Origin of the sequence: Chryseobacterium taiwanense (genome assembly GCF_000813825.1) — a bacterium.
GTDB classification, from domain to species: Bacteria; Bacteroidota; Bacteroidia; order Flavobacteriales; family Weeksellaceae; genus Chryseobacterium; species Chryseobacterium taiwanense.
Map to the genome: position 1 here is coordinate 125,030 of NZ_JWTA01000008.1, position 12,981 is coordinate 138,010.

Sequence of the window (12,981 nt, forward strand, 5' to 3'; positions counted from 1 at the left end):
ATGGAAGTAAAACATAATATTGGCTATGTAACCTTACTGCTTACGATGATTGCAGGCTATTGTGATACGGTAACCTTTGTATCGGCAGACGCTATTTTTTCGGCACACGTTACAGGAAACTTTATTGTATTTGCCTATCAGTTTGTGAAAGGGTCCGATATTCATGCCTGGGTAAAATTGCTGACTTTCCCTGTATTTATTTTGGCAGTAATTGTTGGCGGAAGGATTGCAGGAAAAGCACTTAATCATTACACGATTTTATGCTGGGAAGGCATTTTATTATTGTTGAGCGGCGTTATTGTTGCGGTTTTACATTACAATAATGCCTTTGAAGAATGGATGATGTATGCAATAACGATGATGGCTGTTTTTGCAATGGGACTTCAGAATGCCTTTGGAAAATTGTATGCAAAGGAAACGCATGGTCCCACTACAATGATGACTGGAAACGTCACTCAGGCTTCTCTGGATTTCGGAACACTGTTGAAAAACGGATTCCATCATCCAGAAGCTTTAGAAAGTTTAAAAAAGCAATTGATTACTATTTTAGGATTTTTGGTCGGCTGTTTTTTAGGCGCGTATGCAGGAAAACAATTTGGTTTGGTAACGCTTGTCTTACCTGGTTTGGCGATGTTGATTTGTTATTTTTATCACCGTAAAATTTAAGAATCAACATTGGTAAATAAAAGCATAATAGATTATCTTTAAACAATGAAATTCACTTTTACCTCTTGGCGTATATTATCTTCAGCAATATTGCTTTTTTCTGCTTTTTTAATGATTCAGGGGCAACCAAAAGAAGACCCAAAACAATTGGAAAGGGAAATCGGTAAAGCCGAAAATAATACGCAGAAAGTTGAATTGATTATCAGGTTAAGTGACTACTATTTAACAAAAGAAGGAGAAATCAAGACAGATATTGACAAGGCTGATCAACTAAGACTGCAGGGTCAGAAACTGAGCAATTCTTTAGGATATAAATTAGGAATGGGAAAGCTGATGCTTCTGGATGCTCAGATTACCCGTGAAAAAGGTGATTCTAAAACCGCACAGAAAAAGACCAATGAGGCACTTTCGTATGCGATGCAAAATAATCTGTCCGTTCTTCCTGATGTTTACAGAGAACTTTGTGCCTATGAAGGCTATGAAGAAGAAGGTTTTAAAAAGAAAATAAAATACCTTGAGCTTGCGATTCCACTTTATAAGAAATATAAATTATTCAAAAAAGAAGGTGACGCTTTAAAAGATCTTGCAGATTATTACAGCATTTTAGGGGAGAACCAAAAATCTTTGGAACTCCTCGAGAATGCGTTGAATATTTATAAATCTATCGGTTTCAAAGAACTTCAGGGTGTTTATACCTTAATGTCTGGAAATTACGGGATATTGCAAAATTCGCAGCTTTCTTTACAATATGCATTGCTGGCGCAAAAAACAGCAGAAGATGTAGACGATAAAAGTTATCAGTGGTGCACAATTTACAATCATTTGGGATTGGCATATTATGATGTGCTGAAGTACGATCTGGCTTTTGCCAATTTTGAAAAATCGTTGGATATCGCTATTAAATACAAAAATATAAGCGATATTAATGTTCTAACATATAATTTAGCCTCCTTATACTGTCAGCAAAAGAATTATCGTGCAGCGTTGCGAACATTGAAGAAAACAGAGAAAGCATATCCTCCAACAGATGAATTGACCAAAATAAGACAGCTTTTTATGTTCACCATCTGTTATTCACTGTTGAAGCAGCCTCATAAAGCAGAACCTTATTATCAGGAATTATTGAAAAAATATAAAGAATCTGAAATAGGTCTGTATTACAAGCTTAACGGAATCATTATTTATCTTCAAAACTCAGGTCACGCAGAAGAAACCTATGCCTATCTTGAGAAATTTAAAGAATTTGCTAAAAAATCCAATCAGCTCATTTTGTATTCACAGATTGAGCTGTTAACCTACCAGTCTGATCATGCCAATAAAAAATACGAATCGGCAATAAAACACTTGAAACAGCATCAGGTTTTTAGAGACTCACTTTTTAATATGGAGAAGCTAAAACATTCTGAGGCTTTGGAGCTTCAGTTTGAAACAGAAAAGAAAGATAAAAACATTAAACTGCTTACCCACCAGCGAAAATTACAGGAAGCAAAAATTCAAAATGAAAAAGTAATTCGGTATGTTTTTATAGGAAGTATTATAGCTCTGCTTCTTTTTGCTGCTTTACTGTACAATCGTTCAAGGCTGAAATCTAATGCAAATAAAAAGTTAGAATCAAAACGAAAACAGATTGACGAGCAAAACGAGCAACTGAAAAAATTACTTGCTGAAAAAGAATGGCTGTTAAAGGAAATTCATCATCGTGTAAAAAATAACTTACAGATTGTCATTAGTTTATTAAATACACAATCTGCTTATTTAGATAATGAAGATGCGTTGTTGGCAATTCAAAACAGTCAGCACAGAATGCATGCGATGTCTTTGATTCATCAGAAATTATATCAGTCAGACAATCTGTCAACGATTGATATGTCGTGGTATATTTATGAGTTGATTGCTTATATCAAAGAATGCTATTCATCAGAAAAGAAGATCAGTTTTACGATGGATACAGAAAAAGTTTTTTTAGATGTTGCGCAGGCGGTTCCGATGGGACTCATTGTGAATGAGGCAATTAATAATACGGTGAAATATGCATTTCCGGACGATCGGAAAGGCGAAGTTAAAATTTCGTTTAAAAGTGTTGAAAATGATTCTTATGAACTGATTATTTCAGATAACGGAATAGGTCTTCCGAAAGACTTTAATATCGACGAAACCGAATCTTTGGGAATGAACTTAATGAGAGGACTGACCGATCAGCTGGACGGAATTTTTTCTCTTGAAAATGAAGTGGGCTTAACCATAAAAATAACATTTAAGAAAAATATAGAAATGGAAGCTTCAAAATAAGAAGCGGAAATTTTAAACAGCAATGAAAGAAAAAATTTTAATTGTAGAAGATGAGTTTATTGTTGCCAATGATCTCAAAATTATGTTAATAAAAGCCGGATATCAGGTAACAGGAATTGCCTCTTCTGTAGTTCAGGCAAGAAAATCCATTGCCGAAAAAAGACCAGATTGGGTACTTCTCGATATCATGCTGAAAGGCGATCTTACAGGAATTGATCTTGCGTGGGAATTACGTGAGATCAATCTTCCGTTTTTATACATTTCTGCAAATACCAATCAGTCAACGTTAGAAGCGGTGAAGGAAACCCAACCTTACGGATTTATGGTAAAGCCTTTCAGAGAACGGGATCTCATCGTTATGCTCGACATCGCCAAATATCGTTTTGATATTGAAAAAGGATGTGAATTCATTAAAAATTCAGACAACGAATCGATTGAAGGAATCATCGGAAAAAGTGCGGAGCTTCAGGATGTTGTTGAAAAAGTAAGAGTGGTGGCTCCAACAGATACTTCTGTTTTGGTAGTCGGAGAAAGTGGTACAGGAAAAGAAAAAATAGCCCATTCTGTTCATGAACTTTCCGAGAGGAAATCTCAGCCGATTGTGATTGTCAATTGTGCGGCATTGCCTTTATCTTTAATTGAATCCGAACTTTTCGGACATGAAAAAGGAAGCTTTACAGGAGCAAATACACAAAGAATCGGGAAGTTTGAACAGGCGAATAACGGAACAATTTTTCTTGACGAAATTGGAGAATTACCATTAGATTCTCAGGTGAAATTATTGAGAGTTTTACAGGAAAAAGAAATCGAAAGACTGGGCGGAAATAAAACCATAAAAGTCAACGTAAGAATCGTTGCAGCAACCAATCGTTCTCTTGAAAAAGAAGTTGCAGAAGGGAGATTCCGACTTGATTTATATTACAGATTAAATGTTTTCCCGATCGAATTACCGCCTTTGAGAGAAAGAAAAGAAGACATCGAATTGTTAGCCAATTTTTTCCTCAATAAATATGCAACAGCTTCCAGAAGAAATATAACTTCCATCAGCAAGAATGCTGTAGAACAATTATTAAATTACAGCTGGCCGGGAAATATCCGTGAACTGGAGCATTTGATTGAAAGAAGCGTTCTTTTGGCAAAAACCAATGAAATTGAAAACTTTGAACTTCCCAAAAATACTTCGGAATCAGTTGAGAATAAAGGTGTCTTGAAATCGATGGAAGAAATGGAAAGAGAACACATTATGAATGCACTTCAGAATTGTGGCGGGAAAGTTTCAGGAATCGGAGGTGCTGCAGAATTATTGAAAATCCAACCTCAGACTTTATATTCTAAAATGAAAAAACTGGGAATTGATAAAGGGTATAAGTAAACATAAATATCCATCGATTTTGTCATTCTGAAAAAAGCAATGCGGAGTGAAGCATCTCTAATATTCTCTCATAAGATTTTTCCTTCGTCAGAAATCAATGATTCAGCGTAGCCAATGGCAAAAAACGTAAACAATCCATTCAATAGGAGCGGACTTTAGTCCGCTTTTCAATAAACGTAAAACATAAAGGCTTTAGCCAAAATTTATTTAAAAATTTCAATAAAAACTAATCTTCAATTTTACCGAAGATAAAATCCTTGCGCTTTTACAATTAACAACAAAATCAAACAAAATAATCAGTCATGGAAAAAGAAACCTTAAGAATAGAAGGCTTCAGTGATGCCGTTTTTGCCATTGCAGTCACACTTTTGGTGTTAGATCTTCACGTTCCGGAAAAAGATGCTATAAAAAACGGGAGTGATCTTTTGGTATATATCGAGAATCAATGGCCGGCTTTTCTGGCTTTCATCCTTTCGTTCTTTAGCATTTTCATCATGTGGGTGAATCATCATAAAATTTTTAAACAGATTTACAGCCGAAATTCTGCGATCATGTTTGCCAATGGATTAATACTGTTCTTGGTTTCTGCGGTTTCATATCCGACTGCTTTACTGGCCCGTTATTTTGACGGAGAAGCATCTTCTGTTGTAGTAGCCCTATATACATGGATTTTTGTTTTTATCAATCTGGCTTACAATCTTCTCTGGTTTTTGGCAAGTCGCGATAAAAAATTACTCCGTCCGGGAATTACAGATGCAGCCATCAGAAAAATTCATAATAATTACCTTTACGGATTACCAATTTACGTAATAGCCCTCATTTTTTCCTTTTGGATTCCTATAGTTTCATTAATGATCATCTTGGGACTTTGGATCTTTTGGGCATTATCTTCCGGGAAAATTGAGATGAGTATGAAAGAATAAGTTTCTTTGAATTATTAAGATGTTATTTAAGATATGTAGAATATTTAAGTATGATTTGAAAAAAATAAATATACATCAGCTTCATAAAATCAATGAAATTGATTCAGTCTTTGCTCTCTTCAATCAAAAAGCCAGAGAAATAATCCTTTGCGTCAAAAAAATTATAAATAAAGCTCTTAATAAACTTAATTTCTTAGATAATATCTTAATGGTTTAAAAGATTAATTTCTTTCTCATTCATAATTTTTAAAAAAATTCTCTTAGCTAAGTGAAACGCTCTTGCGAACCTTAAAAAACAGTTAGTTGTTTAAGAAAACTTTGCGAACCTTGCGTTAAAATTCAACGTTGTAATCAGAAAATCAATCATTTCCTTTAAAATAGTGTTCCTTTTTAATCCCCAACTTCTGCATTTTAGAAATCAATGTTGTAGAAGGCAATCCCAATAAAATAGCAGCTCCATTTTTACCGGAAATTCTTCCATTACATCTTGAAACAGCTTTTAAAATATACTCCCTCTCAATCTCCTGTAATGGTTTGATCTGAAAATCCTGATGATCATTCTGAACAGTTATGACTTTGGGGAGATCTATTTCTTTGATGATGTTATCTTTCGCAGTTAAAATGCTTCGTTCTATTATATTTTCCAGTTCACGAATATTTCCCAACCAGGAATTTTCTATCAACTGATGCATTACTTTTTGTGAGAATCCGGTGATTTTTTTTCCTGTTTTTATGTGCAGTTTTTTCAGAAAATATTCTGCCAATAATGGGATATCTTCTTTTCTTTCTCTTAAAGCGGGTAATTCAATAGGAAAAACATTCAGACGATAGAATAAATCACTTCTGAAGTTTCCTTTAAGTACTTCTTTTTCCAGATTTCTGTTCGTGGCGGTAATGACTCTTGCATTCACTTTTATCCTTTTATTCCCGCCAATTCGTTCAATCTCTTTTTCCTGCAAAACTCTCAACAATCGACCTTGCAATTCTAAGGGTAGTTCACCGATTTCATCCAGAAAAATAGTGCTGTTGTGAGCTTCTTCAAATTTTCCTTTTCTCTGCTCCGTTGCTCCTGTAAAACTTCCTTTTTCATGCCCGAAAAGCTCGGATTCGATGAGGTTCGCCGGAATGGCTGCACAGTTGATTCTGATCATCTTTTTCTGAGAAAAATTAGAAAGCTGATGAATAGCCTGAGCAATCAATTCCTTTCCTGTACCTGTTTCCCCATGAATCAGAACATTAGATTCAGATGGAGCAACTTGTGAAATTTTCTCAAAAATATCCTTCATGATCTCACTTTCTCCGATAATTCCCTGAAATCCGTGTTCCTGTTTTTGAGAAACCTCTGTTTCCATCTCAATTTGTGAATTTCCATTCTGGATTTCAAGATTCTTAAACTTTTCCGTGAGAGAAATATTTCTGATGGTGATGGATAGCTGTGTAGAAATTTGGGTTAAAATTCTTTCATTGATATCAGCTAACGAAACAAAATTCTTATAAAATAGAAAGATGATATTTATGGCTTCTTCAACAGAAGGTAGGCAAAAACCAATGACAGAGCGCATTTCTTTATTCTTGGCTTCAAAAAAGAAGGTTTTTGTTTCTTTAAAATCTTTAAGATCAAAAAGAACAGCTTCAGGAGAAGTGATGCATTGTTGGAGATAGCTTTTCAAAGACTGATTTTGGGTAGACTGAACTTGAAACGTAGAATAAAAAACTTCACTTTCTTTATGTTGCTCATCAATTTGCAACACTACACATTCATGAAATCCCAATTCTTCTTTGAAAGATTGTTGTAAAGCCTGTCCAAAACTTTTTTTATCCAAAACACATGAAAATGAACGGTTCAATGCAGATAGGATAGACCATTCTTTCTGCATTTCCTGAAGACGTTGGGTGATAATGGAATTCTGATCAGGTCTTATATCCATAAAAGAATTAAAAAATAAAAGTTAAAGATAGGGAAATTGGGAGAGACTTCTCTACTGGAACAGGTTTTAAAATAATAAAAAACTTATACCTTTCTGATAGCTAAAATCAAAATTTCCACATGAAAGAGCAGGATACCGTAAGCTTTTAAAATGTATACTTTTATTTTTGTTAATTAGTTTAGTTAAAATAATTCAGGATTCACAGCAAAAAGTTATGAAACTTTCAAAGACATCAGGCGTATTAGGCGCTCTATTTATACTTTTTTTCTCTTCAACGGAAGTTAAAAGTCAGGATAAATTTCCCGACGGAACCGCAATTCCAAAATGGTTTAAAGAAAATAAACCTACAGACATCAATAAATTAGGAAAAAAATACATTCTTACCGATAATGGGTTGAAGAATGACAGTACTGTTCTTCAGACTAAACAATTTCAGGCGGTTATTGATAATGCGGCTAAAAACGGTGGCGGAGTAATCGTCGTACCTAAAGGAACTTTCCTTATCAGCTCTCTGTTTTTTAAACAGGGAACCCATTTATATTTAGAAAACGGAGCAAAATTAAAAGGAAGCGACGACATTAATGATTTTCCTGTAGTCACCACCAGAATGGAAGGTCAAACCGTAAAATATTTTCCGGCTATCATTAATGCAGATGGATTGGATGGCTTTACCATTTCAGGAAAAGGAACCCTTGACGGAAATGGATTGAGATACTGGAAATCATTCTGGAAAAGGCGCGAATGGAATCCTAAATGTACCAATATGGATGAAATGCGACCTAGAATTATCTATGTTTCCAACTCAAAAAATATTCAGATTGAAGGAATTACGGTGAGAAATTCTCCGTTCTGGAGTACACATTACTATAAAAGTGAATTCGTAAAATTATTAAACTTAACGATTTTAGCACCGAAAGAACCTGTAAAAGCACCGAGCACAGATGCGATCGATATCGATGCCTGTACCAATTTTCTGGTGAAAAACTGCTACCTGTCTGTCAATGATGATGCCATTGCTTTAAAAGGCGGAAAAGGTCCGAAAGCCGATAGAGCTCCTGAAAATGGAGAAAACAGAAACATCATTATCGAAGACAATACGTTCGGATTCTGTCATTCTGCATTGACTTGCGGAAGTGAATCAATTCACAATTACAATATTCTTTTCAGAAATTCAACGGTGAAAGATGCATCAAGATTATTACATCTGAAAATGCGTCCTGATACCCCGCAACACTACGAATATATCACGCTTGATAATATCAGAGGAAATGTGAAAACGTTTTTATATGTAAAAGGATGGAGCCAGTTTTTTGACTTAAAAGGGGAAGAAAAACCGAAAAGATCTTTAGCTAATAATGTAGTTTTAAAAAACATTGATATCAGTTGTGAAACCGCTTTTGCAGTTGAGAAATCAGATTTATACGAATTACAGGATTTCACGTTTGAAAATCTTACAATAAAAGCATTAAAGCCTGAAGAACAAAACTTAAGTGCGATTCAAAATTTAAAACAAATCAAAGTAAATGTTACTAAAGTAGCTTCTTTAGGACAGACTTACGATAAAAAAGACGACTCCGACCTTGCTACAAAATAATGAACTTTTCTTCCAAAATATTCGCTCTTTTATGTGTTTGCTCACAGCTTTTATTTTCTCAGTCTAAGGAAATTCAATTCCTGAGTGGGAAAGATGCAGAGCATACCAAAGAATGGGATTTTTGGATCAGCGGAGGCAGGAAATCGGGAAGTTGGGACAAAATTAATGTACCTTCTCATTGGGAGCAGCAGGGTTTCGGTTCTTACAATTACGGCCGCGATTATGTGACATATGGCCGAAACTTTAAATTTAATGATGAAGTAGGTCTCTATAAGCATCATTTTATGATTCTCAATTCATGGAAAGGAAAAGCCATCAATATTGTTTTTGAAGGCTCTATGACCGATACCGAAGTGAAAATCAACGGACAATTGGCTGGAGCAGTTCATCAGGGAGCCTTTTATGAATTTAAATATGATATTTCAGATAAAATTCAGTTTGGGAAAGAAAATATTCTGGAAGTCAAAGTTTCCAAAATGTCGGCTGATAAATCGGTCAACAATGCAGAACGTCTTGCGGATTATTGGATTTTAGGTGGGATCTTTCGCCCAGTGTATTTGGAAGCAAACCCGAAAGAACATATCACATCAACAGCTATTGAGGCCAAAGCAGACGGAACGTTTCGCTCCAATATTCATGTAAAAGGAATCAATGCTGCCAATATTGTAAAAGTAGAATTATTTGATGTTAAAAATAATTTAGTTGGTGAATCGCAGGTTCAGATTCAAAAAGGAGATACTATAAAACAAATCCAGTTTTCAGTAAAAAATCCAAAACTCTGGACCGCGGAAACGCCCAATTTATACAAAGCAAAATTTACTTTACACAAAAATAAAAAGATTCTCAGCCAAGTCGAAGAAAAATTTGGCTTCAGAACCATAGAAATAAGAAAAGGCGACGGTATTTTCATCAATGGAACCAAAGTAAAGATGAAAGGCATCAACCGGCACGTTTGGTGGCCGGAAACAGGTAGAGCTGTTACTGAAAATATAGATTTAATGGATGTTCAGCTCATCAAAGAAATGAATATGAATGCGGTTCGTTGTTCCCATTATCCACCCAACAAATCATTTTTAAAAATTTGTGATTCACTTGGTTTATACGTTTTGGATGAATTGGCTGGCTGGCAAAAAAAATACAGCACGGAAGTTGGGAAAAAACTCGTGAAAGAAATGGTGACAAGAGATGCCAATCATCCTTCCATTATTTTCTGGAGCAACGGAAATGAAGGCGGACATAATTTTGATTTGGATGCAGAATTTGCAAAATATGATCTGTCAAATCGTCCCGTTATTCATGCACACCATAAACCCGGAAATGCGTTCAACGGAATTGACTGTAATCACTACGAAGATTATTACAGCACAAAAAACATCCTTGAAGGCGAAAATATCTATATGCCGACCGAATTTTTGCACGCACAGGATGACGGTGGTGGCGGAACTTCTTTAGCCGATTACTGGGAACTTCACTGGAATTCCAAGAAAGGAGCGGGAGGATTTCTCTGGGCTTTTGTGGATGAAGGGTTGGTAAGAAGTGATTTCAATAATCAAATTGATGTAAACGCAATTAACGCTCCAGACGGAGTGTTGGGTCCACATCGTGAAAAAGAAGGGAGTTTTTATGCGATTCGTGAAATTTATAGTCCGGTAAAAATTAATCTGAAAACAATACCAAACGATTTTAATGGAATAATTTCCGTAGAAAACCGCTATCATTTTACGAATACAAAGGATTGTCATTTCGAATGGAAATTAGTTAAGTTTAAAACACCATTTTCTTCTGAATCCGGATTTGATGTAATAAAAACAGGAAAAGTAGAATCTCCGGCTATTCAGCCAACGGAGAAAGGAAATATCAATTTAAATCTTCCGTCAAATTGGAAAGAAAGTGAAGGATTATTGTTAACGGCAACCGATCCTTTCGGAAAAGAAATTTACACATGGACCTGGAAGATTAATACTAATGAAGACATTTCAAAACAGTTTTCTAAATCGTTACATACAGAATTTCCGGTTTCTGTTGTAGAAAATGATTCCTTGTTTATTCTGAAATCTGATGAAAAAGAATTAGCCATCGGAAAAAAAGACGGCCTGTTAAAATCTGTCACTGTTGATAAAAAAGGCAAAAAAATGACCTTCAGAAACGGCCCTATTTTCGTCAATGGCACAATGGAATTATCATCCATAAAATCTTTTGTAGAAGGACAGAATCAAAATATAGAAGCAACCTATAAAAACGGAAATAAAATTCTTTGGAAGCTCAATCCAAATGGAGTTTTAGAATTAAACTACGAATATTCGCTTTCGGGAGATTACCAGTTTGCCGGAGTAAGCTTTGATTATCCTGAAAACTACGTCATCCATGCAAAATGGTTGGGAAAAGGTCCTTATCACGTTTGGAAAAATAGAACTCAGGGACAGACTTATAATGTCTGGCAGAATTTAAAAAATGCAACACGAACCGGACAATCGCCTTGGATTTATCCTGAATTTAAAGGCTATTTTGATGACATTTCCTGGATGCAGCTGGATACCGCAGAAGGGAAGATTACCATCGGAACAAAAGAAGAAAAAATGTTCGTCAGACTTTTTGATTTTTATGGAATTTACGGAGCAAAAGGATATCCGGAATTACCCACCGGAAATATTTCATTTTTAGATGCTATTCCGCCTTTGGGAACCGTTTTGGCATTTAACATTAATGATAAAACCGAATCTTTAGGATTGGAAAGTGAGCCCAATCATCTGAACGGAACATTTAAAAGAACATTATATTTCTATTTCGGATTGCCGGATCTGGGTAATGAAAACAAGCAATTTACCATGCCAAAAGAAAATATTTTAACCGATTAAATGATGAAAAATAGAGTAGGATTTTTAATGCTTCTTATCTGTTCGTTGATATTCGGTCAGCAAACAACTTTCAAATTTGACTTTGGAGGAAACAGAGTGGAAAATGGATTTATCCCGATTACACCCACTTCAAAATTTGATAAAAAAATCGGTTATGGATTTATGGATGTTTCCGGTTTACAAGCTGTTGACAGAGGAGGAAACTCGTTGACAGGAGATTTTATTACAAGTAATAAACCGTTTTATTTTTCGGTAGCAATTCCTGAAGGCAATTATGATATTACCCTTAATTTAGGCGACACAAAAGGAACTTCTGAAACAACGGTTCGTGTAGAAAACCGTCGGTTGATGTTAAGTGATGTCAAAACAAAACAAGGTGAAATCGTTGAAAAACAAATTTCAGTTCACGTAAAAGACAGCATTATCCGTAATCAGAACGGAGAAAAAATAGGGATTGTCAAATTGAAACCGAGAGAAACAAAATATTTACATTGGGATAATCTGTTGACGATAGAATTTAATGATAAAGCACCTAAAGTCTGCTCAGTAATCATTCAACCCAACACAACAGCAAAAACTATTTATTTAACAGGAGATTCCACCGTTGTTGATGCACAATATGAACCATGGGCTTCATGGGGACAGATGCTGCCGTATTTTTTCGTTCTGAATAAAGTGGTAATTGCCAACTATGCCGAAAGCGGGGAAACCTTAAAAGCTTTTGAAGACCGCCATCGAATCGATAAAATCTGGAACAGAATTAAACCCGGAGATTATCTCTTCATTCAGTTTGGACACAATGACCAAAAAGCGGGAAACAGTACAAAATCCGGCTATAGAAAAAGACTTACAGCATGGATTCACAAAGCAAAACAATTGGGCGCAGTTCCGGTGTTGGTAACCTCTATGAATCGTAGAGTTTTTGATGAAAACAATAAAATCGTCAATACTCTGGATGATTTTCCTGACGCAATGCGCGAAATTTCAAAAGAAGAAAACGTTAGCTTAATAGATTTAAATGCACTTAGCAAAAAATTATTCGAAGCGATGGGACCGGAAGCAGCCAAAAAAGCATTTGTATATTATCCTGCAAACAGTTATCCAAATCAACCAAATGCTTTGGCGGATGATACCCATTTTAATCCTTACGGAGCCTACGAACTGGCAAAATGTGTCGTAAAATCTATTGTTGATCAAAATCTGCCGTTGAAGAAATATGTTTCCAAAAGCTATACAACCTTTGATCCCAATACACCTGATGCAGCAGATAAATTTCACTGGCCGGAAAGTATCTTTATGGAATCTTTAAAACCTGATGGAAATTAAAAACTTTGATTTTTAAGCTAATGTGCTC

Annotated in this window: 8 protein-coding genes; 7 read left to right on the plus strand and 1 reads right to left on the minus strand. The window is 35.3% G+C overall.

The window, feature by feature from the left end:
• From RM51_RS11235 to RM51_RS11250, 4 genes are all read left to right on the plus strand, one after another.
• The gene (locus RM51_RS11235) at window positions 1–666 is read left to right on the plus strand and encodes a YoaK family protein (RefSeq protein ID WP_039369177.1); all 666 of its coding nucleotides are present in this window, start codon (window positions 1–3) and stop codon (window positions 664–666) included.
• A 45-nt stretch (window positions 667–711) separates the two neighbouring features.
• Window positions 712–2,955 carry a tetratricopeptide repeat-containing sensor histidine kinase gene (locus RM51_RS19140; RefSeq protein ID WP_052248481.1) on the plus strand — a complete coding sequence of 748 codons (2,244 nt, stop codon included), beginning with the start codon at window positions 712–714 and terminating at the stop codon, window positions 2,953–2,955.
• Between the two features lie 22 nt (window positions 2,956–2,977).
• On the plus strand, window positions 2,978–4,327 hold the full coding sequence (locus RM51_RS11245; protein ID WP_039369180.1) for a sigma-54-dependent transcriptional regulator: 1,350 nt from the start codon (window positions 2,978–2,980) through the stop codon (window positions 4,325–4,327).
• A 302-nt stretch (window positions 4,328–4,629) separates the two neighbouring features.
• Window positions 4,630–5,250 carry a TMEM175 family protein gene (locus tag RM51_RS11250; protein ID WP_039369183.1) on the plus strand — a complete coding sequence of 207 codons (621 nt, stop codon included), beginning with the start codon at window positions 4,630–4,632 and terminating at the stop codon, window positions 5,248–5,250.
• 359 nt (window positions 5,251–5,609) lie between these two features.
• On the opposite strand, the gene RM51_RS11260 is transcribed toward RM51_RS11250, so the two are convergent.
• Window positions 5,610–7,178, minus strand: a complete 1,569-nt coding sequence (locus RM51_RS11260; protein ID WP_039369189.1) for a sigma-54 interaction domain-containing protein — start codon at window positions 7,176–7,178, stop codon at window positions 5,610–5,612.
• A gap of 214 nt (window positions 7,179–7,392) precedes the next feature.
• Here RM51_RS11260 and RM51_RS11265 point away from each other — a divergent pair, with 214 nt between their 5' ends.
• From RM51_RS11265 to RM51_RS11275, 3 genes are read left to right on the plus strand one after another with little or no spacing between them, the layout of a single operon-like run.
• Window positions 7,393–8,772 carry a rhamnogalacturonidase gene (locus RM51_RS11265; RefSeq protein WP_084111101.1) on the plus strand — a complete coding sequence of 460 codons (1,380 nt, stop codon included), beginning with the start codon at window positions 7,393–7,395 and terminating at the stop codon, window positions 8,770–8,772.
• Window positions 8,772–11,627, plus strand: coding sequence for a glycoside hydrolase family 2 protein (locus tag RM51_RS11270; protein ID WP_039369192.1), 2,856 nt, complete (start codon window positions 8,772–8,774; stop codon window positions 11,625–11,627). The genes RM51_RS11265 and RM51_RS11270 overlap by 1 nt, the downstream gene beginning before the upstream one ends.
• Window positions 11,628–12,953 (plus strand): rhamnogalacturonan acetylesterase, encoded by a 1,326-nt coding sequence (locus RM51_RS11275; RefSeq protein ID WP_228375810.1) that lies wholly within the window; start codon window positions 11,628–11,630, stop codon window positions 12,951–12,953.
• Window positions 12,954–12,981 lie beyond the last annotated feature (28 nt).

What these genes read in the sequence shown, in the direction of transcription:
- RM51_RS11235 (WP_039369177.1), top strand. Translation starts at nt 1, where the DNA reads ATGGAAGTAAAACATAATATTGGCTATGTAACCTTACTGCTTACGATG.
- RM51_RS19140 (WP_052248481.1), top strand. Translation starts at nt 712, where the DNA reads ATGAAATTCACTTTTACCTCTTGGCGTATATTATCTTCAGCAATATTG.
- RM51_RS11245 (WP_039369180.1), top strand. Translation starts at nt 2,978, where the DNA reads ATGAAAGAAAAAATTTTAATTGTAGAAGATGAGTTTATTGTTGCCAAT.
- RM51_RS11250 (WP_039369183.1), top strand. Translation starts at nt 4,630, where the DNA reads ATGGAAAAAGAAACCTTAAGAATAGAAGGCTTCAGTGATGCCGTTTTT.
- RM51_RS11260 (WP_039369189.1), bottom strand. Translation starts at nt 7,178, where the DNA reads ATGGATATAAGACCTGATCAGAATTCCATTATCACCCAACGTCTTCAG.
- RM51_RS11265 (WP_084111101.1), top strand. Translation starts at nt 7,393, where the DNA reads ATGAAACTTTCAAAGACATCAGGCGTATTAGGCGCTCTATTTATACTT.
- RM51_RS11270 (WP_039369192.1), top strand. Translation starts at nt 8,772, where the DNA reads ATGAACTTTTCTTCCAAAATATTCGCTCTTTTATGTGTTTGCTCACAG.
- RM51_RS11275 (WP_228375810.1), top strand. Translation starts at nt 11,628, where the DNA reads ATGATGAAAAATAGAGTAGGATTTTTAATGCTTCTTATCTGTTCGTTG.